The organism is Agrobacterium sp. S7/73 (assembly GCF_019355535.1).
GTDB lineage: Bacteria > Pseudomonadota > Alphaproteobacteria > Rhizobiales > Rhizobiaceae > Agrobacterium > Agrobacterium tumefaciens.
In genome coordinates this window covers 2793563-2817716 of sequence record NZ_CP072136.1, presented here as the reverse complement: position 1 = coordinate 2817716, position 24154 = coordinate 2793563, and the positions used below count along the sequence as shown (strand labels likewise).

Genomic DNA, 24154 nt, shown 5'->3' with positions numbered 1-24154 from the left:
CCTTGAGGGAATCAGATTCTTCTCCCGTCAGGATGGCCCGTCATTGGTATAATTATGGTTAATATTATGCTTGGATTTCTGGTTAACAAGCCTTTAACCTGCAGTGAACGCAGATTTCTCAGGAAAGACTTGCGATGGCGGCTTTCACAATTGGTGTTTCGCCATAGGTCAAAAGCCCGGCAATGGCGATGCCTATGCCATAGGGGATTTTCTTCGCAACCAGCAGGGAATCCGGAATGGGAATGCCGGCCGCCATGATTTCCTGCGAGCGCGATCGCAGAAGCAGGATTCCAAGCGTCAAGACACCGCCGATCAATGTCACTGCAAGTAGAAAGTCTACGAGAGAAATGTTGAAGCCGTACCACACTGCCGCTCCCGTCAACAGCTTGGCGTCGCCCCCGCCCATAACATTTGCAGCGAATAGGGTGAAACAGCCAAGAAAAACGGCCAATCCGGCAGCAAGACTCAAGCCGAAAGTGTGTAAATTCATTCCCGCCAGTGGCGCGACGAAAGCGAAAGAAAGCAAAAGCACGACAGCTATCACGTTGGGAATCGTCATGCTGAAGAGATCGTTAAGGGCAGCAAAACTCAGGCAAAGCGGAACGATGAGGAAAATCGCTGCGATAACCATAAGTAGAATTCCCTTGCGATTCGGTTTTGGTTCAATCCAAGAAAATACAGGTGATGTCCCAGCGGATCATCACCTGTATTGTACTGTCAGTAAAATCAAACGCCGCCGGTAGAAGCCTTGGAATTCGTAAACTGAGTACTGATGTAATCAAAGGTCGTCTTGAGTTTGCTGCCAACGGTTGTGGCGCCGCCAACGATAGCGACAGAAATAAGCGCAGCAATCAGGCCGTATTCAATTGCCGTTGCGCCGGACTCATCCTTCAGGAAGCGAGCGAAAATCTTGGTCATGGGTCTCTCCTAACTCTTGTGTTGTGTTCAGCACGCCGACAACTGTTTTCCGTTGTTCGGTTGCGTTCAAATTACAGGTGAGCGATTTCCAAGCGCTTAAAGAAGAGGATTAATCCAAAGTAAACGACAGGATGAGTTTCTCTTGGTAAACAAAACAAAAAAGTATTGTCTCTATTTTTATAGTTGCTGATAAACAAATATATTCCAGAGACTGTCAGTTTCTTATTTCCGGCAAAGTGTCCTCCCGGTGAGACATAGATGTTCAGTTTTGGTGCGGGACAGCGAGAGCCTCGAAAATATTGCCATGTCAGGCATGGTTACCGTTCACATTAGGGGCCTCTATCATTTAACGCTTCATTCACTAAAAACACGCATTCTGCTGCACAGTAAGTGCGGGTAGTGAGCAGGGGCGAAACGCGTGTCATCCGGAAAACTGGCGAAAATCGTGGTCGGCTTGTCCGTCATCCTATCGGGTTCGTTACAGCCTGTTTTTGCTCAGGAAGATATATTGCGCGTTTCGATGAACCACGCCCGTGTCCTTCGCCTCGACCGCCCGGTAAGCAAGGTTATTGTCGGCAACTCGAAAGTCGCCGATGCGACGGTGGCCGATGCCACCACGATCGTGCTGACCGGGCGCAGTTTCGGCACGACGAATCTTGTTCTTCTCGATGCCGAGGGCAATCCAATCGTCGATGAGCGCATTCTCGTCTCCATCGATGAGGGCAATACGGTTCGCGTTTTTCGACAAACGGAACGGACCGTGCTTTCCTGTACGCCGAATTGCGAACAGCATTCGCAAAACAGTGGCGACAAAGACGCCCAGCCTTAAGCGAACTACAACCCAATACCAGGTCTGAATATATCGGAATTCCGCGCGCGAGAATGGCTGGCATTTTGTCAAAGTGACAAAGGCTTAGTGCTCGTCCTGGGCAGTATTTTTATGGGAAAAATCGGGGTTGATCGCCAGCAAAACGAAAAACCGCAACATGTTCCCCTGCGTTTTGCAGGAGGACTGAATGTTGCTGTTTTTTCGTCTAAGTGTTTGATCTGGCTAAGATCAAAAATGGAATGGTGCCCAGAAGAGGACTCGAACCTCCACACCCTTGCGAGTACCAGCACCTGAAGCTGGCGCGTCTACCAATTCCGCCATCTGGGCGACGGAGAGCGATGTACGAGGGCAGCCGCCCGGTGTCAACAGACTTTTTGAACTTTTATGACGATCATTGATTTTAAAGGGAAAAAACTTGGTTAGACGCTGTTGAAACATGTTGCCGCGTCAATTGTCGAGCCCTTCATGCTTCGTCCTGTCGACGTGACCTAGGTCCCGTTCCGGGTCGATGACATCGCGGATTCTCTGTTTGAGCTCTTTTGGACCGGGGAAACCGCCATCGCGCTTGCGCTCCCATATGGTTTCACCATCAACGGTGATCTCGAACAGGCCACCCGTTGAGGGAATGAGGCTGACTTCGCCGATGTCAGAAGCGAAGGTTTGCAAAATCTCCTGCGCCATCCATCCCGCACGAAGCAGCCAGTTGCATTGTGTGCAGTAGCGGATGGTTATGCGGGGCTTGGTCTCGGCCATGATCACGTCTCCTTCAGCGCCCGATGACAATAATGCTCACGATAATGTCAACTATGACACTCATGTTTTTACCTGCGGCATGCTTGTTCTTATCATGCTGCTTTGCGAACAGATAAGCCATCGAAGGCTAAAACGCGGAGATCCCATGGCCCAGTTCGACAATAATCGTCAGCGTCTTTTCGTTCCGGCGGTCGCACCTCTTTATAATTCGACACATGATCTGGTGGAGACCGTTCTGCGCGTCGTGGCCGGGCTTCTTCTTGTCACCCACGGCTTCGGCAAGATCGCCAATCCGTTCGGGGCTGTCGGCATGGTGGAGAGCCTCGGCTTTTATCCGGGTGTATTCTGGTCACCTCTCCTGGCCGCCACCGAATTTTTCGGTGGAATTCTCGTGGCCATTGGGCTGTTCACGCGGCCGGCATCCTTTGCCGCAATGATCGTGCTTTTAGTAACGGTCTATTTTCACGGTATCGTAAAGGCGGAAGGTCTGGGTGGCGCGGAAAAATCAGTTCTCTGGGCAGCCATTTTCCTGTTCTTCGCTGTCCGTGGCGGCAACCGGCATTCCGTCGACGCGAAGCTGTCGCGGGAATTTTAAGATGCCACAGGCCGGCTTGTCCCCTTATTGCCTCGCTAACGATATCGCGCCTCTTGAAAATCCGTTTTTCTCGTGGTGAAGCTGAATTCGATCGGCGATACCGGCCGATCGAATTCCCCGTTGTCGGCAAGAGGCCCCATGCGCGTTGCAATTATCGAAAACATGGCGGGCACGCCGCATGGACAGATCGGCGTCGCTCTGGAAGAGGCAGGGGCTGACGTGCATGTCATCTGCGCCTATTCGGGTGAGCCTCTTCCTCTCGATGCAGCTGCACACGATGCGCTCGTCGTTTTGGGCGGGGAGCAGAACGCTCTTGACGACGTGCTTTATCCCTATCTTCCAGACCTCGCACTTTTGATGAAAGCGTTTGGCGATGCGGACAAGGCCGTGATGGGCGTCTGTCTCGGCAGCCAGTTGCTGGCGCGCGCCTATGGCGGAGAAAATATTCTGGCCGGCCCGCCCGAATTCGGCTGGGAAGACGTATCCCTCACGGAAGAGGGCGTGTCCGATCCGCTCTTGGCGGGGCTCGACAAGACATTTCCCATTTTTCAGTGGCATTGCGACACATTCACGCTTCCGCCCGAGGCAACGAGACTTGCGACCAATGGTGCAACGCGAAATCAGGCTTTTCGCGTTGGCCGCGCTGCCTATGGCACGCAATTTCATTTTGAGGCATCCACGGCCGTGGTCGACGGATGGTGTGAGGCATTCCCTGCTTCCGTAGAAAAAATGGCGCCCGGCTGGATGAACAATTACCGCGATCACCGTGGCGGGCGTGCCGATGTGGCCGATGCGACCGGTCTGGAAATTGCCCGTGCCTGGGTACGGCTTGTCTGATCTGGCAATTATCGGTTGCGAATATGGCCAAGGCCGCTCAGAATTGAGTGTGTTTCACCGACGTTTGCCAAGGAGGCACCAAGATCATGTATAAATTCGAAATCTATCAGGACAGGGCCGGGGAATATCGCTTCCGCTTCAAAGCATCCAACGGGGAAACGATGTTTTCCTCCGAAGGATACAAGGCCAAGGCATCGGCCATCCACGCCATCGAATCGATCAAGAAAAATTCCCCCGGCGCCGATACGGTCGATCTGAGCACGATGACCGCCTGAAGCTCGCCGTTTCGCGAAACCTCGAGGCATTCTCCTGCCAGAAATGACGGGCGCGTTGGAAGGTGTCGGCGTAAAGATAAGATTCAGTCTTTTTTGATAATCTTCCGTTAGCAATTGTATTTCGAGGTTCCCGGGCGGCGTCAGAGTGCCCCTGGATTGTTTTGCGTACGGGTTCTCATGCGTTCATCGGCTGTGCCAGCACTTCTCTTCGGTTGCCTTCTGCTTGGTGGCTGTACGTCCAGTTCCGGGCCGGAAAGCCTGATGGCCGGCCTGCCGTCGAAGGAAACCACGAGCTCGGTTACGCCATCCGCGCCGGTGCCGCAGGCAAGCGTGGGCAGCCAACCCATCACGGCCCAGCCGCGACAGGAAGTTCTGGCATGGGGCGGGCCGGTGCCCGAAGAGCCAAAGGCCTTTTCAGCCGTTACCCCACGAGCGCCCGTGCCGCAGAACGCGCTTGAAACCCGTTTGCCCTCACCGTCACAGGCTGGAATGGTACGACCGGCAGAGCGTCCGATGGAGCGTCCGGTACAATTGGCCATGGCTGCAGCCCCGGCGGCCAGTGCCGGTGCGCAGATCCGTTCGCGCATTTTCCGCTCCAGCTTCAGCGATGCCAAACCGATCAATTTCGGCAGGGTTCAGCCGCGCCATTTTCAGGTCCACGGGGTGGATGTCTCGCGCTGGCAGGCCAATATAGACTGGCCGCAGCTGCGCACACGCGGTGCCAACTTCGCCTTCATCAAGGCTACGGATGGCGGCGATCATCTTGACCCGATGTTCCGCACCAACTGGCAGCGTGCGAAGGAGGCGGGCATCCGTCGTGGCGCCTACCATTTCTTCTACTGGTGCCGGTCGGCCGGCGAGCAGGCGGATTGGTTCATTCGCAACGTACCGCGCGATCCGGATGCGCTGCCGCCGGTGATCGACGTGGAATATAACGGCGAATCGAGCTGCAAGATGCGCCATTCCCGTGAGCGTATTCTCGAAAAGATGCGCGTGTTCATGGACAAGCTGGAGCGCCATTACGGCCAGCGTCCGATTATCTATACGGCGCCCGATTTTTATAAGGACAATCTGACCGGCGAGTTCCAGGACTATCCCTTCTGGCTGCGCGCCGTTGCCCAGCATCCGTCCGTGGTCTATCCCGGCCGCAAGTGGTTGTTCTGGCAATATTCCGGCTCCGGCCTGTCGCATGGTGTCGATGGACGCATCGATCTCAATGTCTTCAACGGCAGCGAGGATGCCTGGCATCGCTGGGTAGACCGCCGCTCGAGTTGACGGGGCGGGCGTCAGCGCGAAAATTTTCGCGCGCCGGCAACGCAGAGCACCACCACGAGCGTGATGCCGATCATCGCAGGGCTGACCTCCTCGTGAAGCAGGGTTGCTGCAAGCACCAGCCCGAAGAACGGCTGCAGCAATTGCAGCTGGCCCACTGCGGCAATGCCGCCAAGCGCCAGCCCGCGATACCAGAAGATGAAGCCGATCAGCATGCTGAACAGCGAGACATAGGCAAGGCCGCCCCAGGCCTGCGGGTCGATGCCTGCGAGGGTTTGCGGCCCTGTGAAAAAGGCAAGCGGCAGCATCAGAGGCAGGGAGAGGACCAATGCCCATGAGATGACCTGCCAGCCCCCCAGTTTGCGGGAAAGGGCAGCACCCTCGGCATATCCCAGCCCACAGACGATAATCGCGCCCAGCATCAAGAGATCGCCGGCAAGTGAGGCTCCGAGCCCGGAGGCCAGCGAATTCGACAATGAAAAGCCGGCAACGAGGACGCTGCCCAGGCAGGAAAAGAACCAGAAGGCGGGCCGCGGGCGTTCTCCCCCACGCAGCACGGCAAAAACCGCGGTTGCGAGCGGCAAAAGCCCGACAAAGACGATGGAGTGGGCCGAGGTGATGTGCCGCAAGGCGAGAGCAGTCAACAGCGGGAAGCCAACCACCACGCCGAAGGATACGATGAAAAGCGATGCCAGATCATCGCGCGCCGGGCGTTTTTGCCGGAACACAAAAAGCAAAGCGAGCGCCAGAAGGCCGGCTATGCTGGCGCGGGCGAGGGTCAGGAACACCGGATCGAAACCCGTTACCGCAACCCGCGTGGCGGGCAGCGAGCCGCTGAATATCACCACGCCGATAAGGCCGCTTAGCCAACCGCTTGTCGTCTTGTCCATGACCGTCTCCTGCAATTTCACTTTCTTGATCTGGAACGGCTGGTGAAAACAGCGACAATCATATACAATTTCAAGAAACTGTTATGGTTGTTTGGACGGTACGGTTGGAGAGAAATGTGGACGGACACCTCGCGACGGGAACGCGCATAGAACAGGTGATGGCCAGCATGCGGCAACGCATCGCTTCGCGAAGCCTCGTTCCCGGCGCCAGATTGCCATCCGTTCGAGCGCTTGCGAAGGCCATGCAGGTCTCAACTTCAACCGTCGTCGAGGCGTATGACCGGCTGGTTGCCGATGGCACCATAAGCTCGCGACCGGGTTCGGGATTTTATGTGGCGGGTCCGCTAGCGCCCCTGTCTCTGGCCGATATCGAGCCTCGGCTGGACAGGGCGGTGGATCCGCTCTGGGTGTCGCGCCAGGCGCTGGACGAGGGGGCGGCGCTTGCCAAGCCCGGCTGCGGCTGGCTTCCAGCGTCATGGATGCCGGAGCAAGCGCTACGGCGGGCGATGAGGGGGCTTGCCCGCGCGGATGCGTCCTTGCTGACGGATTATGCGAGCCCGATGGGGCTGTTGCCGCTACGCCAGCTTTTGTCCCGCAGACTTGCCGAACATGGCGTCCAGGCGGGCGCCAGCCAGATCATGCTCACCGATTCCGGCACGCAGGCGATCGATCTCCTGTGTCGTTTCCTGCTGCAGCCAGGGGATACGGTTATTGTCGATGATCCCTGCTATTTTAACTTCCGCGCTCTCTTGCGGGCGCATCGGGTGAAAATCGTTGGTGTGCCCTATACGCCGGCTGGACCGGACCTGCCGCTTTTCGAGCAGGCACTGAAAGAGCATCAGCCGCGCCTTTATATCACTAATTCCGCGATCCATAATCCGACAGGCGCAAGGCTTTCTGCCGTTTCCGCCCATCGCCTGCTGATGCTGGCCGAACAGGCGGGCCTCACCATCATCGAGGATGATATTTTTGCCGATTTTGAAACGCAGGCGGCACCACGGCTGGCTGCTTTCGATGGTCTGAACCGGGTCGTCCAGATCGGTAGTTTTTCAAAAACCCTGTCTGCTTCCGTGCGGTGCGGTTTCATCGCAGCGCCTCCGGCATGGGTGGAAGCCCTGACCGATCTCAAGATTGCCACTGCTTTTGGTGGAGCAAATTTTTCGGCTGCATTGATCCTGTCGCTTTTGACTGACGGTAGTTATCGCAAGCATGTCGAGGCTCTTCGACAGCGTCTCGCGGCGGCGGTGCCTGAGGCGGCGGCGCGTTTGAAAGCGCTTGGATGTGTGCCGTGGATCGAACCGCAGGCGGGCATGTTCTTATGGTGCCGCCTGCCGGAGGGGGTCGACGCCGCCGATGTTGCACGCCGGGCACTGGTGCAACAGGTGGTGCTGGCACCCGGCAATGTTTTCAGCTCCGCGCAGAACGCATCCGCTTTCATGCGTTTCAATGTGTCGCAAATGGCCGCTCCTCAGGTCATGGCCGTGCTGGCAGATGCCCTCAGGCAGAGCGCGTAATTGTCGCCCATATTGTGCTGGCCGAGGAGAATCGGAACAAAATCCCGTGAACGCCGTTTTCTTCTCAGAATGAAGAGGAGGAAATACCATGACATTCGATCCAAACAATCCGCGCCCGGACCGTGATCTTCGTCCGGAACTGAATATCAGCAATGAACCGCTTGCCCGCAAGTCTCCGTCCTGGATGCCATGGCTGGCGATTCTCGTTGTCGCATTGGTGGGCGTTTTTGCCTGGTCGCAGATGAGCGGCCCGAACACCGATCCGGCCACGACATCCTCGACCATGCCGCCTGCGGCAACGCAACAGGCACCGGCGCCCGTGACTCCGACTGTCCCGGCAACACCGCCTGCCAACAATGCAGCACCGGCAAGCCCGAATACTGGCGGCACGCAGACGCAGCCGTAATGGGTTAGATCATCTGACAAAACCGCCTGCCTTACGGCAGGCGGTTTTTTATTGCGCCAACTCTGCGGCGTTAGAGCTGATCCATCGCGGAGGGGTGGTTGGACAATCTGGACCAGCGGCTCATCGATTCCTCCGCCAGCGCCGAAAGCGTAATGTTTCCGAAGCGGGACAGGAGAATGGTCTCCGCCTCGTTCATGGCATCGAAAAGGGCAGCATTGACGGCCTGCTCTATGACGCAGTTAGGATTATCTCCTGCCAGCCCAATCGAGAACAATTCCGGCGCGCCAAGCGCCCGGTAAATATCGAGCAGCGTGATTTCGCTGAGCGGTCGCGCCAGAACCCAGCCACCGCCATGGCCTTTTTCCGACGACACGTAACCGTGCTCCCGCAAGCCCGCCATGGTTCTGCGCACCACCACCGGGTTCGTCTGCAACATCGCCGCGATGCTTTCCGAGGTCGCCGCACCCTCGTGTTTCTCCATATGGATCAGAATATGCAGCACCCGTGAAAGGCGCGTGTCGTGTCTCATCGGTGAAATCCGCCTGTTTTTCGCGACATTACCAGTTAGCATATGACGTAACAATATAAGTTGCGTGACTATTGACTCTAAAATTCATGTAACAATATAAGTATCGTGAAACGAACGGGCGCTTCCGGCTCGGTGAACGATAGGTGCATCATGAAATACGAAGTCATCATCATCGGCGGCAGCTATGCGGGCCTGTCCGCCGCCCTGCAGCTCGGGCGCGCGAGAAAAAACATCTTGGTGGTGGATGCGGGTGAGCGGAGAAATCGCTTCGCCAGCCATTCCCACGGTTTTCTCGGACAGGACGGCAAGGCGCCGGGCGACATCATCGCCGAGGCACGCCGCCAGATCGAGCGCTACCCGACGATACACTGGGCAAAGGGCAGGGTAACGAATGCCGAAGGATCATTCGATGACTTCGTTATCGAGATCGATGGCAATCGCCGCGAAAGGGCGGCCAGACTAATCCTTGCCACAGGCGTTACGGATGAACTGCCTGATATAGCCGGGCTGAAGGAACGCTGGGGCAGCGCCGTCTTCCATTGCCCCTATTGCCACGGATACGAACTGGATCAGCGCAGGATCGGCGTCATCACGGCCTCACCGCTGGCCATCCACCATGCATTGATGCTTCCGGACTGGGGTGAAACGACCTTTTTTACCAATGGTATATTCGTTCCGGATGCCGAACAGAATGCGCTTTTGTCAGCCCGGGGCGTTCGGGTGGAAAAAGAGCGTATCAGAGAGATCGCAGGGCATGCGGATGTCGTTCTTGCGGATGGGCGTAGCATTGCTTTGGCCGGTCTTTTCACGCAACCGAAATTGCGGATTGCCTCGGATTGGATCGAAAAGCTCGGTTGCACCGTGGAAGAAGGGCCGATGGGTTCAAGCATCGTGACGGATGCCATGAAACAGACGACAGTGCGCGGAATCTTCGCATGCGGTGATGTGGCGAGGCCCGCTGGCTCGGTCGCTCTTTCCGTGGGCGATGGCGCCATGGCAGGGACTGCGGCTCACAGGTCGATCATGTTTCCGGAATGATCAGTGCGAAACAAGGCTTAGCCAGCGCCCCGGAGGCATTCCGAAGGCATTCTTGAAGTGGCGGGTAAAATGCGCCTGATCCGCAAAGCCGCAGGCAAACGCCGTTTCCGCAAGACCCGCACCAGCCCGCATCATGTCCTTGCATTTTTGCAGACGCCGCATGATGAGATAACGGTGCGGGCTCGTGCCAAACAGGGAGCGGAAGTGCCGAAAGAGCGTGAAGCGATCTAACCCGCTTATTTGCTCCAGCTTCTCTGAGCTGACGGCAAGCGCGCTGTTCTCCAGCAGGTAATCCCGGCAACGGAAAACGGCGATTCGGTCAAGCCGCTTGATTGTTCTCTGGTTTCCGTTCGAATGCTTCCAGAGCAGATCCGACAGTCTCGATTGCCAGTCGGTCAGGAGCAGATTGTCCGGCTCGCCTTCGAGATTGCCGAGAGCCTCTATCAGGCATTGACGGAACTCATCGTCTTCGATGACGGGATTTTTTGCAAATGGCAGCGCGTGAAATCCGGTCGGCACCTGCATGGTTTTTTCCGGCGGAAGATAGAGCATACGGTAGCGCAGACCTTCGTCGGTGCCGGCACCACCATCGTGAACTTCGTCCGGATGCAGCACGATAACCTTTCCGGGCGTGCTGAAATGCGATGTGCCACGATAGGAAAAGGTCTGGACGCCGGAAAGCGTCACACCGAGCGCATAGGTGTCATGGCGATGGGGTGCATAGGCGTTGCCGTGAAAGCGCGCTTCAATGCGCTCGATCCCTTCGCTGGAAGGGGCCTGCACGATCCCCTCGAATTTGCACGAACGTTCAAGATCGCTCGTACCCTGAGGGGCTAGGGTCGCTTCTCTTTCGTAACCACAGCCAGATTGAGTTCGCATGTTTGATACCAAGATCGCCGTCATCCTTCGTGATGACCTTGCCGTGTGGCAAAAACTGAACGTCACCGCATTTCTCATGTCCGGCATCGTCGCCCAGACCAGAGAGATCATCGGGGAACCATACCGCGACGGGGCGGGTAACGTCTACAATCCCCTGTCCGTCCAGCCGATAGTCGTCATGGCCACGGATCAGGAGGCACTGCGCAAAATCCATCAGCGATCCCTGGAACGCGAGGTCACGACATCGCTCTATATCGAGGAAATGTTCGCAACCGGTCATGATGTTGCCAACCGCCAGGTGTTTTCGGAATTTTCTCCCGACAATGCAAAGGTCGTCGGCATGGCGCTGAGGGCGGACAAGAAAATCGTCGACAAGATTACCAAGGGCGCGAAGCTGCATGCCTGAGCAGGTGCCGTGAATGTAAAAAGGGAGGCCGTGAGCCTCCCTTGTCAAATCAGCGACGATTTAGCGGCCGCTTATTCGTCGTTCATCTTCAGCGCAGCGATGAAAGCTTCCTGCGGAATCTCCACCTTGCCGAACTGGCGCATGCGCTTTTTGCCTTCCTTCTGCTTGTCCAGAAGTTTGCGTTTACGCGTCGCATCGCCACCGTAGCACTTCGCCGTCACGTCCTTGCGCAGCGCGCGCACGGTTTCGCGGGCGATGACCTTGCCGCCAATGGCCGCCTGGATCGGGATCTGGAACATGTGCGGCGGAATGAGTTCCTTCAGCTTTTCGCACATGCCGCGTCCGCGCCGGTCAGCCGCCGAGCGGTGGACCAGCATGGAGAGTGCGTCCACCGGGTCGCCGTTCACGAGGATCGACATCTTAACGAGATCGCCTTCACGATAGTCGATGATATTGTAGTCGAACGAGGCGTAACCCTTCGAGATGGATTTCAGGCGGTCGTAGAAATCGAACACCACTTCGTTGAGCGGCAATTCATAGGTGATCATCGCGCGGTTGCCGACATAGGTCAGCTCCGTCTGCAGGCCGCGCCGGTCCTGACAGAGTTTCAGAATACCACCGAGATATTCGTCGGGTGTCAGGATCGTCGCCTTGATCCACGGTTCGCGGATTTCCTTGATCTTCACGACATCAGGCATATCCGCCGGGTTGTGCAGTTCCTTCTCGGTGCCATCCGTCAGCGTCATTTCATAGACGACCGAAGGTGCTGTGGCGACCAGATCGAGATTGAACTCGCGCTCGAGGCGTTCCTGAATGATTTCAAGATGCAGCAGACCGAGGAAGCCGCAACGGAAACCAAAGCCGAGAGCGGCAGACGATTCCATTTCGAAGGAGAAGGAGGCGTCGTTGAGGCGAAGCTTGCCCACCGCCGCGCGCAGATCTTCGAAGTCGGCTGCATCGACAGGGAAGAGGCCGCAGAAAACCACGGGCTGCGCTGGCTTGAAGCCGGGCAGGGCCTGCGCCGTCGGGCGCTTGTCGTCGGTAATGGTATCGCCAACACGCGTATCGGCGACTTCCTTGATCGAGGCGGTGATGAAACCGATCTCGCCGGGGCCGAGGCTGTCGACATTGACCATCTTCGGGGTAAGTACGCCAACGCGCTCGACGCCGTATTTCGCGCCGGAACCCATCATGCGGATCTGCTGGCCCTTGGTCAGCACGCCGTCGATGACGCGCACCAGAACCATGACGCCCAAATAGGTGTCGTACCAGCTGTCGACGAGCAGCGCCTTGAGCGGCCCGTTCTCGCCGACTTCGCTCTTGGGCGGTGGCAGGCGGTTGACGATGGCTTCGAGAACATCGGGGATGCCAAGCCCGGTCTTGGCCGAAATCAACACAGCTTCGGAAGCATCGATGCCGATTACTTCCTCAATCTGTTCCTTGATCCGGTCGGGCTCCGCGGCCGGCAGGTCGATCTTGTTCAAGACCGTCACCAGCTCGTGATTGTTGTCGATCGCCTGATAAACGTTGGCCAGCGTCTGGGCTTCCACACCCTGAGATGCGTCCACCACCAGCAGCGAACCTTCGCAGGCCGAAAGCGAGCGGGACACTTCGTAGGCAAAGTCGACGTGACCGGGCGTGTCGATGAGGTTCAGCACATAGGTTTCGCCGTTATTCGCCTTGTAGTGCAGGCGCACGGTCTGGGCCTTGATGGTGATGCCGCGCTCGCGTTCGATATCCATCGAATCGAGAACCTGTTCCGACATATCGCGCTCGGCAAGGCCGCCTGTCGACTGGATCAACCGGTCGGCCAGCGTCGATTTGCCGTGATCGATGTGGGCAACGATCGAGAAGTTGCGGATATGGTCCAGGGGCGTGCGGGTCGAATTTGTGCTCATGCCCCGCGCTATAGCAGGGGCTTCTCATGCCGCAAAGCGGGAATTTGGTTAAAAGCCCTTTAAAATGGGCTTTTCAGATCGCAAACTGCTCCGGCCAGTCGCGGCGGGTGGCCACTTGTCCTTCGGTTCTAAGCTTGGCCACGGCAGCAAGGTCGATATCGGCGATCAGCAACGTGCTGTGTGTCACCGCATCGCTTTCGCTTTCCGCGACGATACCCGATGCCGGCATGCCATAGTCGGATGGCACGTAAAGTGCTGCGCGGCCACGATTTTCATCGACGGCGGGAGACCATGGAGCCTCACCCGCCGTGGGGGAGGAAAGAACGGCATATTGGTTTTCCAATGCCCGCGCCTGCGCGCCGATGCGCACCCGGTAGGCGCCGGCCAGCGTATCGGTGCAGCTGGGAGCGAGAACCAGTTCGACGCCAAGCTCGGCCAGCTTCCGGCCAAGCATCGGGAACTCGTTGTCGTAACAGATGAGGATGCCGAGCCTGCCGATCGGCGTCTCGAAGGCTTTCAGACCCTCGATGCCGGCATGGATGTTCCATTTCTCCCGCTCGAACCGCGTCATGATCTGCTTGTCCTGATACCCGATCAGTCCGTTGGGGCCGAACAGCCATGCGCGGTTGCGGAACTTGCCGTCCTTGTCTTTCACTGGCGCGCTGCCCGGCTGAAACAGGATTTGATGTTGCCGCGCCAGCTCTTCGCAAAGCTCGACCCATGAGGGGATGAGCGGCTGTATCTCTTCGATGGAGCGGTGTAGGTCCGAGCGCGCATCCGGCGGCAACTGCCCGGTCAGCGTCATGGCCGAATATTCCGGCAACAGCAGCAGCTCGGCGCCTTTTTCTTTCGCCTCGCGCACGATCGCGGAAAGATGGGCGGCATAGCCTTCCCATGTCTCGATGAGTTCGATGGCATATTGGCTGGCGGCGAGTTTCGTCATCTGTTTTCCTCTCCGGCAGCAATGGTCTTCATCCAGAATGACAGGGGCTTTGGGCTTTCGGTGCTCTCGTCTAGATCCCGCCAGGTGAAGCTGGTGTGCAATTCCGGGTGATGGCGATAGCCGCGTTTTTCCCAGAAGGTATTCAGCGGCACGTAATCCAACGGCCGGCGCGGGTGGTCGGCGGGGCGCTCGACCTCGCAGAAGGTGCAGCAGTTGAAGCCGAGCTTGCTCGCATGCGCCTCCCGCTCCGCAAAGAACCGCACCCCGATGCCATGCCCGCGATAGCTGGGCAGAAGCACGCTTTCGCCGAAGTAAAATATCCGGTCCGGATCGTAACCCGCCTTCAGGAAGGGCGCCTTCACCTCGTCGGTCTCGGCCGCCATCGGCATGCCGGTGGACATGCCCACCACGTGTGCGCCATCCAGCGCCAGCACGAAAACCGCGCCTTTCGTGTCGGCATAGGTGGCGAGATATTTGCGCTCGTAATCCAGCGATCCGTCATAGAGATAGGGAAAGGCGCGAAACACTTCGATCCGCAGGCGCGCAAGGTCATCGAAATAGGGCGCGGCCTCGATGCCGGAAAGAGACTTGATTTCGACGGTCATGGGCATTTTCACTTTCGGTTGCACTGGTTATACCGTCATGGAAAACCCGCGCAAGCATTGAACGGAGAAGACAATGACCGCCACTGAGACCATCCGCGCCTATTACGATGCCTTCAACCGTCAGGACATGGATGCCTTTCTGGCGCTTCTTCACGACGAGGTGGTACATGACATCAATCAGGGCGAGCGTCAGACCGGAAAGCCGGCTTTTGCGTCCTTCATGCAGCACATGAACCGCTGCTATAAGGAAAACCTCACCGACATGGTCATCATGGCGAGCGAGGACGGTAAGCGCGCCTCTGCGGAATTCATCGTAAACGGCGAATATCTCGCAACCGATGAAGGCCTGCCGGAAGCCGATGGCCAGACATACGTCCTGCCGGCTGGTGCATTCTTTGACCTGAAGGATGGAAAAGTTAGTCGAGTAACGAACTACTATAATCTGAACGATTGGATCGCCCAGGTCGGTGCCTGATGCATCTTTGCCGCGCGCAGAACCCGCGGTAAAAAAGCGATCGTAATTTCCATTATGGTAGATATTGACTCCATCTTGTGAGAATGTATTCTCGCATGATGGAAAACGAAGATCATATTCTCGAACGCTCTATCGGCGACCGCATCAAGACGTTGCGCGCTGAAAATGGTTTGACGCTGGATCGGCTCGCCGCCGAATCCGGCGTCAGCCGCGCCATGATTTCCCGCATCGAACGTGGCGAGGCGAGCCCCACGGCCTCGCTTCTTGCCCGCATCTGCGCAGCGCTAGGCCTGTCGCTCTCCGGCTTTTTCGCCGAAGACGAAGAGGCTGTTTCACCGCTGGTGAAAAAGCGTGACCAGCAGCTCTGGAAAGACCCGGAGACCGGTTATGTGCGCCGTGCCATCTCTCCGCCACGCGTCGGTTCCGATGTCGATATTGTCGAGGTCGAGTTCCCGGCGGGCGCACGGGTCGGTTTCCCGCCGCATGCGGCAAGCCGCGGAATGACGCAATATGTCTGGCTTTTCGAAGGTGTGCTGGAGATGACGAGCGGTGGAGACGTGCACCGGCTGGAACCCGGCGATTGCCTTTTCATGCCGGTGGGTGAGGGACATGTCTTCCACAATCCCTCAGAAAAACCTGCCCGTTATGCCGTCGTGCTGGATCAAAGACAGCGCTGATTTTCCCCGACAGGAGTTATTAATGGCCACCATCCGCGTATTGAACCGGGCAGAGACGATCAATGCCTTGCCCGAACTTTGTAACGTTATCGCCGACTGCGTTAATGGCGGCGCGTCTGTCGGTTTCATGCTGCCTTTCTCCCCAAAAGATGCCGAGCCGTTCTGGCAGGATGTAGCCGATGCCGTGGAAGCAGGCGGCACCATTCATGTGGTGGCGGAAGTAAACGATAAAGTGGTGGGCACGGTGCAGGTCGGTCTGGCCTCCAAGCCCAACCAGCCACATCGCGGTGATCTGATGAAGCTTCTTGTGCATCGGTCGGCACGCGGGCTGGGACTTGCACGAAAGCTCATGGAAAAGGTGGAGCAGGAAGCGGCAAAACGTGGCCGTACCCTCTTGGTGCTGGATACGGCCACGGGTAGCGATGCGGAGGCAATTTATCCCCGTCTTGGCTGGGAACGCGTCGGCGTCATCCCCGACTATGCGCTTTTTCCCGACGGGCGTTATTGCGGCACGACCCTGTTTTACAAAAGGATCGGCTAGGTTCTTATTGTTATTGACCCGCCTTCAGCGTGCGGTTGAAGGCGTTGACGATCATCGTTTCCAGCTGTGCATGAATATCCTTACGGTCGCGGGGCCCGGCCGGTTCGCAGATCGGATCGCGCTCGCCAACGGATTTGAGAAACGCGTCGGCATCCGGCTTGCAAAGGGGCAGGAAGCTGAAATGGTTGGCCTCGTCGACCTGTCGGTAAGTAGAGGCAGGCACTTGTGCTGCAAGCTCGTCGGCAAGCACGGCGGGCGGTATTTTACCTTCGCTGCCAAGATTGATGAAGGTCAGCGGAATATCGATTTGTCTCAGGCTGTCCGGCTGGAAAGCCAGCGCCAGACCCGGATCGACCAACACGGCGGAACGGATGCGTGGATCGCGGTTCTGCTGCTCGAAACGGGCCTTGTCGATGGTTCTTAGATCGAGCTTCGGTACGCTGACCGGCTCGTTATTGACATAGGCCCGGCCGCCGGCAAACCACTGGCAATCCATCATTGCTGCATCCTCTTCACAATAGCGCACATAGGCGTCAAGATCGGCGCGTGCACCTGCAATCTCCATCGCCGCGCTACCGCCCAGCGAAAAGCCGAGAACACCGATGCGTTGCCCGTCGATCGCACCTGACCACGTGCCGTCCGTCGTCAAGGCCGTAACGATTGTGGTTAGATCGTTCGTCCGTTCCCAGATTTTCGGCGTATCGGCAGGCGTCGAGTCACCACTGGTCGTGCCGGGATGATTGGTTCCGGCGACGATGAAACCTTCGCTGGCGAGTTTCGCGGCGATCCAGGCCATGCCTTCACCGCGCGAGCCGGACCCGTGCGAAATCAACACGAGGGGGAAATGGCCGTCTTTGATGGTCGCGTCCTTCCGAACCGCCGTTCCCTGAAAGATACGATTCTCGGAGGAAAGCGCCGGTGTGCCGTCTCCGCCTTTGGCCGGATACCAGATCGTAACGTCAAGGTTTGTGTCGCGAGCCTTGGAAGAAACTGGGATGCTGGTAAGCCCGACATCCTCTGCGGCAAATGCCTGTGGGGAAAAAGCCGCGCACATCAGAAGTGCGACAAGGGTGTTTTTCAGTGTCATGAGAGCCTCTCCGTTTGACAAGGTGGATGCTCCCGTTTTCCTTCTAGGGTGAATAAATGCGTCCTTGATCGCGTTAAAGGTCGTGCCGAAACGCGATCTGGTCCATGAATGGGTGGTAATTCATCGCTTCGGGATCGTTATCCGTGCTTTTCATTCCATTGCCTTTTGTCGTCGCACTTCTGCTGGTCGTCATGTTCATCGTCTTCTTTCGAGGCGCAGAGGATATGCGAACCAACCGGGCGTTTCTGGCGCTCATCTCGCTTTGCGCCGTGCAGTCCGTTCTTGTCGGCTTGCGCTGGGGATATGGTGTGAGCGAAGCGCGTTATGTTTTGCCTGTTCTGGCTGCCTGCCTGCCGCCTCTCGTCTACATCGCCTTTCGCGGACTGATGGGCGTTGGAGTTGAAAGCAGGAGGGCGATGTTTGCCAGTCTTCTGCTCTCACCTTTCTTCGTCGTCTTTCTGGAGTTCGTCCTTCCCGTTGCGATCGATTTTGCGCTGATCGTGATTTTTGTCGGGCACGCCATTGCCTTGCTTCTCTTGGCAAGAAAAGGGCCGGATGGGCTGGACGAGGCACAATTTGCCAGCGTCGCATCTGCGCACAAGGCGCTTATTGTCGCCGCGGTCGCTCTCTGCGTTTCCGCGTTCTTCGATCTTCTGGTGTTTTTCGATTTCGAGTGGGCGCATGGAGAAAATGTCGCCGCACTTGTTAGCAATGCCAATCTTCTCGGGCTTCTGCTGATCGGTCTCATGGCTGCACTTGCCGGCAAAAGCAAAGCGCCGCAAACGGCTGCCCAGCCTGCTGCGGAGTTGTCTTCACCGGCGCCTTCACAACAGGACCGGGACGTTGTCGAAAGGCTTGATCGCTTGATGGAGACCCACACGCTCTACCGCGATGAGAACCTAAACCTGTCACGGCTCGCAAAACGTCTCGGTCTGCCGAGCCGGCAAATCTCGGGCGCGATCAATCGCTCGCTCGGCGTTAACGTCTCGCAATATGTCAACCAGCTGCGCATCCGCGAAGCCTGCCGGCTGCTGGAGGAGACGGATCAGTCGGTCACTGCGATCATGCTGTCTTCCGGCTTTCAGACCAAATCCAACTTCAACCGGGAATTTCGCCGCGTCACCGGCATGAGCCCGATGGACTGGCGTGAACGCGAGGTGTGGAAGCTGGTGTCGAATACAAAAACGGCCACCCGGCAGATGCCGGATGGCCGTTTGAAGATACTGAAATGAGGATCAGAGCGTGCCGTTGCGCTGCTGGATCATCATATAGGTGTCATAGGTATATTCGGCGATCTGTGCCCAGAGATAGGCGTCTTTCTTGAACGCCTGCTGGCTTTCGTAGATCTTCTTGAAGCTTTCGTTCTTGGCCGAAATCTCGGCATAGGTGTCCTGCGCCGCCTTGTGGCAGACGTCGAGGATTTCCTGGCTGAACGGCCGCAGGATGGCGCCCTGCGCCACGAGTTCCTTCAAAGCCTTCGGATTGCGCGCGTCATAACGCTCCAGCATGCTGGCGCTGCCGGCGGCGCAGGCGTCTTTCAGAATACGCTTGTAGTTCTCCGGCAACTCGTTGAACTTCTGCAGGTTCACGAAAGCATGAACGGCTGGGCCACCTTCCCACCATGCGGGGTAGTAGTAATATTTCGCAACCTTGTAGAAGCCGAGCTTCTGGTCGTCATAGGGACCGACGAATTCGGTTGCATCGATGGTGCCCTTTTCGAGAGCGGCGTAAACATCGCCGCCGGCGATCTGCTGCGGTGTCACGCCAACCTTCTGCATCACCTGGCCGGTCAGGCCGGCAATGCGCATTTTCAAGCCCTTCAGGTCATCGATGGTGTTGATTTCCTTGCGGAACCAGCCGCCCATCTGGGCGCCGGTATTGCCGAGCAGGATCGAGTAGATATTGTGCTGGGCAAGAAACTCATTGAGCAACTCGTTGCCGCCCGCCTGATTGAACCATGCATTCGTCTGGCGTGCATTGAGACCGAAGGGAACCGAGGTCCCGAGCGCGAAGGTCGGGTCCTTGCCGACATAGTAGTACGAGCAGGTATGCGCCATTTCGACGGTTCCGGCCGTCACCGCATCCGCTGCCTGCAGCGCCGGCACGATTTCGCCACCGGCGAAATGCTGGATGACGAAGTTGCCGCCGGATGCTTCCTTGACATGATCGGCGACGATCTGGCCGGCACCGAATAGAATGTCGAGGCCCTTGGTGAATGACGACGTCATGCGCCAGGTGATTTTGGGGTTTTCCTGCGCAATGGCCGGAGCGGCCAGCACGGTTGCGGTAACACCGGCACCAACAGCGCCCGCCTTGCGAATAAATGATCTGCGATCCATGTCGATAAGCCCTGATATGTCTGCATATTACAGGCGAACCGTACGGTACGCCTCCCAGTGGCTACTAAACATTTATCCTCGCGGCCATCAAGGGGAATATTTGAACTTGCCGGGCCTGCTATCATCGCCCGGATGGGGCTTCGGATGCATGCGTTTTAACGCCGGATCATCCATTGCAGGATTATAAAACAGCGAAAGCGTCAGGCTTTTTGCGATGCGTTCCGCAGTTTCCATGAACCAGCTATGGGCTTGTGGGCTCGGCGCGATATCGTCAAGGGTGGCCGAAAAAAGCGCCAGCCATTGCGGGAACAGTTCCGCCGACATGCCTTTTACGCCAAGATGCGCCTGCACCGGCTTGCCGCCGTAGCCGCCATTCTTGAAGGCGACGGCGGCCCAGAACTGTTTCATCCTGGCCATATGCTCCGGCCAGCGCCCGGAAAGCCGCGCATCGAAGACAGGGCCCAGCGTGGGATGTTCCAGAACGCGGGCGTAAAATGTCTCGACCAGCAGGTCGACGAAACCGGCGTCGATGCCGATAGCCGCCATGGCCTTTTCCGCCCTGTTCTGAATTTCCGCGTTGTGGGCGGCCTTTGCCGCGATCTGGTCCTGCATTGTGCTTCCTTTTGCGGCAGAACCTACGTGGCTCTTCGACACTCCGCAATGCGACCCTTTGGCATATTAGAATAATTCTAAAAGGCTTGATTGTGACGTGATCAGGATGTATTTAGAATTATTCTAAAGAGGTTCCAGTCATGTTCCGCAGTCTTTTTTCCCTGTCCAAACGCCCGTTCTCCTCGCTTGGCGAACAGGAAATCCTCGCACTTGCCATCTCGTCCGAAGAAGACGATTCCCGCATCTACCGCTCCTATGCCGATCATCTGCGCGCGCAATATCCGCAATCCGCAAAAATCTTCGATGATATGGCCGAGGTGGAGCAGCAGCATCGAAACGTGCTGATCGACATGCACCGCAGGCGATTTGGGGAAACGATCCCCCTGATCCGCCGTGAGCATGTGCGTGGCTTTTACGAGCGCACGCCGGACTGGCTGGTGAAGAACCTGTCGCTTGACAAAATTCGTGCGCAGGCGGAATTGATGGAGGCCCAGGCGATCCGTTTTTACGATGAGGCTGTCAAGCGCACCAGCGATGCCTCGACCCGCAAGCTGCTCGGCGATCTGGCCGAGGCGGAGCGTGGTCACGAAGACATCGCACAGATGCTGGAAGAGAAACATCTCGACGAAAACGGCAAGACAGAAGAGGCGGAAACCGCAAAGCGGCAATTTCTTCTGACCTTCGTGCAGCCGGGTCTTGCGGGACTGATGGATGGTTCCGTATCGACGCTGGCGCCGATCTTCGCAGCCGCCTTCGCCACGCAGGATACGTGGCAAACCTTCCTGATCGGTCTTTCGGCCTCCGTTGGCGCGGGTATTTCCATGGGCTTCACCGAGGCGGCCCATGATGATGGCAAGCTTTCCGGTCGTGGCTCTCCGGTAAAGCGCGGTCTCGCCTCAGGCATCATGACGGCCGTTGGTGGCCTTGGCCATGCGCTGCCCTATCTCATTCCGCATTTCTGGACAGCAACGGCCATCGCCGCGGTCGTCGTCTTCGTGGAACTCTGGGCCATCGCCTTTATTCAGAACCGCTTCATGGAAACGCCGTTCCTGCGGGCAGTGTTTCAGGTAGTGCTCGGCGGTTCGCTGGTGCTGGCCGCCGGTATCATCATCGGCAACGCCTAGTGAATAATAAAGCCCGCAGCGTTTGCTGCGGGCTTTCTGCATTGAGCCTATAATATCTGCCGATCAGCGCAATGCGCCGACCAGAACGTCGCGGCCATCCTCGATGGAAACCCAGCGGCCCGAATTGAAGGACGCCTGCCGCTTCAGATAAGTGTAGTTGGTGTCGGTCCAGAGCTTCACGTCGTCGGTGAGATTGTCGAGAATATAATCGCCATCGGTGGTGCGGAGCGTCAGCACGGCGTGGCCCTCGCCATCAGGCTTGCGCACGACAGTAATTAGCAGGTCAGCAACGGAAAACCCACGCTCGATCAGCTTCTTGCGCTTCAGCAGCACGAAGTCCTCACAATCGCCAGCGGTCGTGGGATATTCCCAGACTTCTTCCTTGCCGTAGATTTCCATGTCGGTCATGGCGACGATCGAGGTGTTGACGGATGTGTTGATCTCGCGAACCACACCCCAGCCATACTCCGTGACGCGTGGTGGCGGCGTCAGCTTGCTTCGAATGTTGCACTCGCTCGCGTATTTCTGACAGAACTCATAATGGCCGATCGGCTGGGATGTGATCCCGCCCGTCACCATGGAAGGGCTTCCCTTGGTTTCCGCCACGGCGGAGGCAGCAGTCAATAGCCCGGCGGCAACTGCAAACAGCAGCGCACGCGCCAGCGGTGCGTTCATCATGAAACCCGTCCCTTAATTCTTAATGAAAAGTTAAGAGGGTTGGGGGGCAGGAGTCAATCACTAGCCATCGGCGGCGCGCAAGACTCGTTAAATATGGTTAAGATCGTTGCGCAAATGCCTATGTTGCAAGGGCTTTGACGGCAGCCAGCATCCTGTCGATATCCTGCGGCCGGGACAGCCGGTGGTCGCCATCCCGGATCAGCGTCAAGACGACGTCGTCGGCAGGAAGATGTTCGAGGAGCTTCAGCGCATGCTGATAGGGAACATCGGGATCGCGCATTCCCTGCAGGATGTGAACCGGGCAGCCCGTGGTAATGATGCCGGTGAGGACGCGGTTCTGCTGCCCGTCTTCCATCAGCGCGCGCGTAAAGATGTTCGGCTCGGGGCTGTATTCCGAATGTTCCTCGAAATAACCCTTGTCTTCAAGCGACCGTTTTTCCGCATCCGTGAGGCTCGGCTCTATCAGGTCCGCCGTGAAATCGGGGGCTGGCGCAATGAGGACCAGACCAGCGACGGACGGCGTGCCGCCAGCCTTGCGCAGTTCCTCGACCATGCGCAGCGCGATCCATCCACCCATCGACGAACCGATAAGGACGACGCGCGATGGCGCCTTTTCGCGCACGACGGCAAGTGCCTCTTCCAGCCATCTTGAAATCGTGCCCTTTTTGAAGTCACCGCCGGAAGCGCCGTGCCCGGAATAATCGAGCCGCAGGCACGCAATGCCGTTTTCCGCCGCAAAGCGGTCGAGTTCCACCGCCTTGGTTCCCGTCATGTCGGAACGGTAACCGCCGAGCCAGACAAGCGTGGGTGCATCTTCTCGTGAAGTTGACGGGCGGTGAAGGACGGCGATGTCGCGGGCGTCGTCGCCCATGCCTACACGCAGGAATTCAGCGGCTTGTTCTGTCATGTATATGCAATTCTCCTGAATTTCGCGCAACAAAGGCGGCGTATTTGCAAAAACCGTGACAACAGGTGATCTTTTCGGGCAGATATGCTATTGACTTCGCCACGGCAATAACGACATTTCCGCCGCTTGTACCAAACAAGCTGTTTTTTGCCGATGTGATCCAGAAACAGATCAGGAGAATACGACCATTCGCAGACCTTTCAAAGCCGATGCCCCCGTCAAGGAGGGCCCGCGCTCCAACCGGGAAATCCGGGTTCCCAGAGTTCAGCTTATTGATGAAGAGGGCCAGAACCTCGGTAGCATGCCGACGGACCAGGCTTTGAAAATGGCGGAGGATGCCGGTCTCGATCTCGTTGAGATTTCGCCGAACGCTGAACCGCCGGTATGCAAGATCCTCGATCTCGGCAAGCTTAAATACTCGACCCAGAAAAAAGCCGCTGAAGCGCGCAAGAAACAGAAGATCGTCGAGGTCAAGGAAATCAAGATGCGCCCCAACATCGACACGCATGACTATGACGTGAAGATGAAGGCGATGAACCGTTTCTTTGACGAAGGTGACAAGGTGAAGGTGACGCTGAAGTTCCGCGGCCGCGAAATGGCCCACCAGGAACTCGGCATGAAGCTTCTCCTCCAGGTGAAGGAAGATACCCAGGCGATTGCCAAGGTTGAAGCCGAGCCGAAGCTGGAAGGCCGTCAGATGATGATGGTTCTCGCGCCGAAATAACTCTTTCGCGCACGCCGCCCGGGCGGCATGAAGCACCACCGCAAGGGGAAGTTCGTATTCCCCGTTGCGCTTTTAACCGACTGCGGTTATAAGCGCGCGTCCGAACGGTCCGGCAGGGCATGCCGAGGCCGTTCCTGAATAGCTTGAAATAGGCCTCGTCTGCCTGTTTCGATACAAAAACACGGAGTAGCAAAATGCCCAAGATGAAGACGAAGTCCGCTGCAAAAAAGCGGTTCAAGATCACCGCCACCGGCAAGGTTGTTGCAGCCGCCGCCGGTAAGCGCCACGGCATGATCAAGCGTACCAACAAGTTCATTCGCGACGCGCGTGGAACCATGGTTCTCGCCGAAGCTGACGGCAAAAAAGTCGTCAAGAACTACCTGCCGAACGGTCTCTGAGACTT

The 24154-nt window shown here is 57.4% G+C and carries 30 protein-coding genes and 1 tRNA gene; 16 read left to right on the top strand and 15 right to left on the bottom strand.

Annotated features, from left to right (window positions below):
• Window positions 1–118: 118 nt before the first annotated feature.
• Window positions 119–631, bottom strand: coding sequence for a prepilin peptidase (locus J5276_RS14020; protein ID WP_065703653.1), 513 nt, complete (start codon window positions 629–631; stop codon window positions 119–121).
• 95 nt (window positions 632–726) lie between these two features.
• Entirely contained in the window at window positions 727–918 is a 192-nt protein-coding gene (locus J5276_RS14015) for a Flp family type IVb pilin (protein ID WP_065703655.1), read from the bottom strand.
• Between the two features lie 445 nt (window positions 919–1363).
• On the opposite strand from J5276_RS14015, the gene J5276_RS14010 reads away from it, so the two are divergent.
• Window positions 1364–1747, top strand: a complete 384-nt coding sequence (locus tag J5276_RS14010) for a pilus assembly protein N-terminal domain-containing protein (RefSeq protein ID WP_046205577.1) — start codon at window positions 1364–1366, stop codon at window positions 1745–1747.
• Window positions 1748–1987: 240 nt separating this feature from the next.
• Here J5276_RS14010 and J5276_RS14005 read toward each other — a convergent pair.
• Together J5276_RS14005 and J5276_RS14000 are read right to left on the bottom strand one after the other, a co-directional pair.
• Window positions 1988–2074, bottom strand: a tRNA-Leu gene (locus J5276_RS14005).
• A gap of 120 nt (window positions 2075–2194) precedes the next feature.
• Window positions 2195–2500 (bottom strand): SelT/SelW/SelH family protein, encoded by a 306-nt coding sequence (locus J5276_RS14000; protein WP_003514570.1) that lies wholly within the window; start codon window positions 2498–2500, stop codon window positions 2195–2197.
• Window positions 2501–2645: 145 nt separating this feature from the next.
• On the opposite strand from J5276_RS14000, the gene J5276_RS13995 reads away from it, so the two are divergent.
• From J5276_RS13995 to J5276_RS13980, 4 genes are all read left to right on the top strand, one after another.
• A complete protein-coding gene (locus tag J5276_RS13995) occupies window positions 2646–3095 on the top strand; it encodes a DoxX family protein (protein WP_003514571.1) in 450 nt (149 codons plus the stop codon).
• A gap of 138 nt (window positions 3096–3233) precedes the next feature.
• Window positions 3234–3932 (top strand): type 1 glutamine amidotransferase, encoded by a 699-nt coding sequence (locus tag J5276_RS13990; RefSeq protein WP_065703894.1) that lies wholly within the window; start codon window positions 3234–3236, stop codon window positions 3930–3932.
• An 86-nt stretch (window positions 3933–4018) separates the two neighbouring features.
• Window positions 4019–4207 (top strand): YegP family protein, encoded by a 189-nt coding sequence (locus J5276_RS13985; protein ID WP_003514584.1) that lies wholly within the window; start codon window positions 4019–4021, stop codon window positions 4205–4207.
• 177 nt (window positions 4208–4384) lie between these two features.
• Entirely contained in the window at window positions 4385–5482 is a 1098-nt protein-coding gene (locus J5276_RS13980; protein ID WP_013635302.1) for a GH25 family lysozyme, read from the top strand.
• 11 nt (window positions 5483–5493) lie between these two features.
• Here J5276_RS13980 and J5276_RS13975 read toward each other — a convergent pair whose 3' ends face one another.
• Window positions 5494–6369 (bottom strand): DMT family transporter, encoded by an 876-nt coding sequence (locus tag J5276_RS13975; RefSeq protein WP_111795069.1) that lies wholly within the window; start codon window positions 6367–6369, stop codon window positions 5494–5496.
• 116 nt (window positions 6370–6485) lie between these two features.
• Between J5276_RS13975 and J5276_RS13970 the strand changes: the two genes are divergently transcribed.
• A complete protein-coding gene (locus J5276_RS13970) occupies window positions 6486–7883 on the top strand; it encodes a PLP-dependent aminotransferase family protein (protein WP_162632887.1) in 1398 nt (465 codons plus the stop codon).
• Between the two features lie 88 nt (window positions 7884–7971).
• Window positions 7972–8289, top strand: a complete 318-nt coding sequence (locus tag J5276_RS13965) for a hypothetical protein (RefSeq protein WP_003514590.1) — start codon at window positions 7972–7974, stop codon at window positions 8287–8289.
• Window positions 8290–8359: 70 nt separating this feature from the next.
• Here J5276_RS13965 and J5276_RS13960 read toward each other — a convergent pair whose 3' ends face one another.
• On the bottom strand, window positions 8360–8818 hold the full coding sequence (locus tag J5276_RS13960) for an Rrf2 family transcriptional regulator (RefSeq protein ID WP_003514591.1): 459 nt from the start codon (window positions 8816–8818) through the stop codon (window positions 8360–8362).
• A 150-nt stretch (window positions 8819–8968) separates the two neighbouring features.
• On the opposite strand from J5276_RS13960, the gene J5276_RS13955 reads away from it, so the two are divergent.
• A complete protein-coding gene (locus tag J5276_RS13955; protein ID WP_112154820.1) occupies window positions 8969–9856 on the top strand; it encodes an NAD(P)/FAD-dependent oxidoreductase in 888 nt (295 codons plus the stop codon).
• On the opposite strand, the gene J5276_RS13950 is transcribed toward J5276_RS13955, so the two are convergent.
• Window positions 9857–10639: an AraC family transcriptional regulator gene (locus J5276_RS13950; protein WP_038489506.1), complete on the bottom strand. Its 783-nt coding sequence runs from the start codon at window positions 10637–10639 to the stop codon at window positions 9857–9859.
• Between the two features lie 94 nt (window positions 10640–10733).
• Here J5276_RS13950 and J5276_RS13945 point away from each other — a divergent pair, with 94 nt between their 5' ends.
• Entirely contained in the window at window positions 10734–11141 is a 408-nt protein-coding gene (locus tag J5276_RS13945; protein WP_003514594.1) for a DUF2000 family protein, read from the top strand.
• Window positions 11142–11212: 71 nt separating this feature from the next.
• On the opposite strand, the gene lepA is transcribed toward J5276_RS13945, so the two are convergent.
• The 3 genes from lepA to J5276_RS13930 form a co-directional block, all read right to left on the bottom strand.
• A complete protein-coding gene (gene lepA / locus J5276_RS13940) occupies window positions 11213–13051 on the bottom strand; it encodes a translation elongation factor 4 (protein ID WP_025592156.1) in 1839 nt (612 codons plus the stop codon).
• Window positions 13052–13112: 61 nt separating this feature from the next.
• Complete coding sequence (locus tag J5276_RS13935; RefSeq protein WP_111790102.1) at window positions 13113–13982, bottom strand: carbon-nitrogen hydrolase family protein; 870 nt, start codon at window positions 13980–13982, stop codon at window positions 13113–13115.
• The gene (locus J5276_RS13930; protein WP_174011235.1) at window positions 13979–14587 is read right to left on the bottom strand and encodes a GNAT family N-acetyltransferase; all 609 of its coding nucleotides are present in this window, start codon (window positions 14585–14587) and stop codon (window positions 13979–13981) included. Before J5276_RS13930 ends, J5276_RS13935 begins: the two co-directional genes overlap by 4 nt.
• A gap of 73 nt (window positions 14588–14660) precedes the next feature.
• Between J5276_RS13930 and J5276_RS13925 the strand changes: the two genes are divergently transcribed.
• The 3 genes from J5276_RS13925 to J5276_RS13915 all read left to right on the top strand — a co-directional run bounded on the left by J5276_RS13925 (window position 14661) and on the right by J5276_RS13915 (window position 16280).
• Window positions 14661–15062 (top strand): ketosteroid isomerase-related protein, encoded by a 402-nt coding sequence (locus J5276_RS13925; RefSeq protein ID WP_003514602.1) that lies wholly within the window; start codon window positions 14661–14663, stop codon window positions 15060–15062.
• Window positions 15063–15157: 95 nt separating this feature from the next.
• On the top strand, window positions 15158–15739 hold the full coding sequence (locus tag J5276_RS13920) for a helix-turn-helix domain-containing protein (protein ID WP_065703672.1): 582 nt from the start codon (window positions 15158–15160) through the stop codon (window positions 15737–15739).
• Between the two features lie 22 nt (window positions 15740–15761).
• Window positions 15762–16280, top strand: coding sequence for a GNAT family N-acetyltransferase (locus J5276_RS13915; protein ID WP_112154819.1), 519 nt, complete (start codon window positions 15762–15764; stop codon window positions 16278–16280).
• Between the two features lie 10 nt (window positions 16281–16290).
• Here J5276_RS13915 and J5276_RS13910 read toward each other — a convergent pair whose 3' ends face one another.
• The gene (locus tag J5276_RS13910) at window positions 16291–17367 is read right to left on the bottom strand and encodes an alpha/beta fold hydrolase (RefSeq protein ID WP_112154818.1); all 1077 of its coding nucleotides are present in this window, start codon (window positions 17365–17367) and stop codon (window positions 16291–16293) included.
• Between the two features lie 143 nt (window positions 17368–17510).
• Between J5276_RS13910 and J5276_RS13905 the strand changes: the two genes are divergently transcribed.
• Complete coding sequence (locus tag J5276_RS13905; RefSeq protein WP_162632886.1) at window positions 17511–18599, top strand: helix-turn-helix transcriptional regulator; 1089 nt, start codon at window positions 17511–17513, stop codon at window positions 18597–18599.
• A 3-nt stretch (window positions 18600–18602) separates the two neighbouring features.
• Here J5276_RS13905 and J5276_RS13900 read toward each other — a convergent pair whose 3' ends face one another.
• Both J5276_RS13900 and J5276_RS13895 read right to left on the bottom strand, forming a co-directional pair.
• A complete protein-coding gene (locus tag J5276_RS13900; RefSeq protein WP_003514611.1) occupies window positions 18603–19706 on the bottom strand; it encodes a TRAP transporter substrate-binding protein in 1104 nt (367 codons plus the stop codon).
• 87 nt (window positions 19707–19793) lie between these two features.
• Window positions 19794–20318: a group III truncated hemoglobin gene (locus tag J5276_RS13895; RefSeq protein WP_112154817.1), complete on the bottom strand. Its 525-nt coding sequence runs from the start codon at window positions 20316–20318 to the stop codon at window positions 19794–19796.
• A 140-nt stretch (window positions 20319–20458) separates the two neighbouring features.
• Here J5276_RS13895 and mbfA point away from each other — a divergent pair, with 140 nt between their 5' ends.
• Window positions 20459–21442 carry an iron exporter MbfA gene (mbfA, locus tag J5276_RS13890; RefSeq protein ID WP_003514615.1) on the top strand — a complete coding sequence of 328 codons (984 nt, stop codon included), beginning with the start codon at window positions 20459–20461 and terminating at the stop codon, window positions 21440–21442.
• Between the two features lie 63 nt (window positions 21443–21505).
• Here mbfA and J5276_RS13885 read toward each other — a convergent pair whose 3' ends face one another.
• On the bottom strand, window positions 21506–22120 hold the full coding sequence (locus J5276_RS13885) for a transglutaminase-like cysteine peptidase (RefSeq protein ID WP_003514617.1): 615 nt from the start codon (window positions 22118–22120) through the stop codon (window positions 21506–21508).
• Window positions 22121–22238: 118 nt separating this feature from the next.
• Entirely contained in the window at window positions 22239–23027 is a 789-nt protein-coding gene (locus J5276_RS13880; protein ID WP_112154816.1) for a carboxylesterase, read from the bottom strand.
• 187 nt (window positions 23028–23214) lie between these two features.
• On the opposite strand from J5276_RS13880, the gene infC reads away from it, so the two are divergent.
• Both infC and rpmI read left to right on the top strand, forming a co-directional pair.
• Window positions 23215–23751: a translation initiation factor IF-3 gene (gene infC, locus J5276_RS13875; RefSeq protein WP_060641871.1), complete on the top strand. Its 537-nt coding sequence runs from the start codon at window positions 23215–23217 to the stop codon at window positions 23749–23751.
• A 194-nt stretch (window positions 23752–23945) separates the two neighbouring features.
• The gene (gene rpmI, locus J5276_RS13870) at window positions 23946–24149 is read left to right on the top strand and encodes a 50S ribosomal protein L35 (protein WP_003493355.1); all 204 of its coding nucleotides are present in this window, start codon (window positions 23946–23948) and stop codon (window positions 24147–24149) included.
• Window positions 24150–24154 lie beyond the last annotated feature (5 nt).

Bases quoted from the DNA above. Each gene is read 5' to 3' on its own strand.
- J5276_RS14020 (WP_065703653.1), bottom strand. From the start codon at position 631: ATGGTTATCGCAGCGATTTTCCTCATCGTTCCGCTTTGCCTGAGTTTT.
- J5276_RS14015 (WP_065703655.1), bottom strand. From the start codon at position 918: ATGACCAAGATTTTCGCTCGCTTCCTGAAGGATGAGTCCGGCGCAACG.
- J5276_RS14000 (WP_003514570.1), bottom strand. From the start codon at position 2,500: ATGGCCGAGACCAAGCCCCGCATAACCATCCGCTACTGCACACAATGC.
- J5276_RS13995 (WP_003514571.1), top strand. From the start codon at position 2,646: ATGGCCCAGTTCGACAATAATCGTCAGCGTCTTTTCGTTCCGGCGGTC.
- J5276_RS13990 (WP_065703894.1), top strand. From the start codon at position 3,234: ATGCGCGTTGCAATTATCGAAAACATGGCGGGCACGCCGCATGGACAG.
- J5276_RS13985 (WP_003514584.1), top strand. From the start codon at position 4,019: ATGTATAAATTCGAAATCTATCAGGACAGGGCCGGGGAATATCGCTTC.
- J5276_RS13980 (WP_013635302.1), top strand. From the start codon at position 4,385: ATGCGTTCATCGGCTGTGCCAGCACTTCTCTTCGGTTGCCTTCTGCTT.
- J5276_RS13975 (WP_111795069.1), bottom strand. From the start codon at position 6,369: ATGGACAAGACGACAAGCGGTTGGCTAAGCGGCCTTATCGGCGTGGTG.
- J5276_RS13965 (WP_003514590.1), top strand. From the start codon at position 7,972: ATGACATTCGATCCAAACAATCCGCGCCCGGACCGTGATCTTCGTCCG.
- J5276_RS13960 (WP_003514591.1), bottom strand. From the start codon at position 8,818: ATGAGACACGACACGCGCCTTTCACGGGTGCTGCATATTCTGATCCAT.
- J5276_RS13955 (WP_112154820.1), top strand. From the start codon at position 8,969: ATGAAATACGAAGTCATCATCATCGGCGGCAGCTATGCGGGCCTGTCC.
- J5276_RS13945 (WP_003514594.1), top strand. From the start codon at position 10,734: ATGTTTGATACCAAGATCGCCGTCATCCTTCGTGATGACCTTGCCGTG.
- J5276_RS13935 (WP_111790102.1), bottom strand. From the start codon at position 13,982: ATGACGAAACTCGCCGCCAGCCAATATGCCATCGAACTCATCGAGACA.
- J5276_RS13930 (WP_174011235.1), bottom strand. From the start codon at position 14,587: ATGACCGTCGAAATCAAGTCTCTTTCCGGCATCGAGGCCGCGCCCTAT.
- J5276_RS13925 (WP_003514602.1), top strand. From the start codon at position 14,661: ATGACCGCCACTGAGACCATCCGCGCCTATTACGATGCCTTCAACCGT.
- J5276_RS13920 (WP_065703672.1), top strand. From the start codon at position 15,158: ATGATGGAAAACGAAGATCATATTCTCGAACGCTCTATCGGCGACCGC.
- J5276_RS13915 (WP_112154819.1), top strand. From the start codon at position 15,762: ATGGCCACCATCCGCGTATTGAACCGGGCAGAGACGATCAATGCCTTG.
- J5276_RS13910 (WP_112154818.1), bottom strand. From the start codon at position 17,367: ATGACACTGAAAAACACCCTTGTCGCACTTCTGATGTGCGCGGCTTTT.
- J5276_RS13900 (WP_003514611.1), bottom strand. From the start codon at position 19,706: ATGGATCGCAGATCATTTATTCGCAAGGCGGGCGCTGTTGGTGCCGGT.
- J5276_RS13895 (WP_112154817.1), bottom strand. From the start codon at position 20,318: ATGCAGGACCAGATCGCGGCAAAGGCCGCCCACAACGCGGAAATTCAG.
- mbfA (WP_003514615.1), top strand. From the start codon at position 20,459: ATGTTCCGCAGTCTTTTTTCCCTGTCCAAACGCCCGTTCTCCTCGCTT.
- J5276_RS13885 (WP_003514617.1), bottom strand. From the start codon at position 22,120: ATGATGAACGCACCGCTGGCGCGTGCGCTGCTGTTTGCAGTTGCCGCC.
- J5276_RS13880 (WP_112154816.1), bottom strand. From the start codon at position 23,027: ATGACAGAACAAGCCGCTGAATTCCTGCGTGTAGGCATGGGCGACGAC.
- rpmI (WP_003493355.1), top strand. From the start codon at position 23,946: ATGCCCAAGATGAAGACGAAGTCCGCTGCAAAAAAGCGGTTCAAGATC.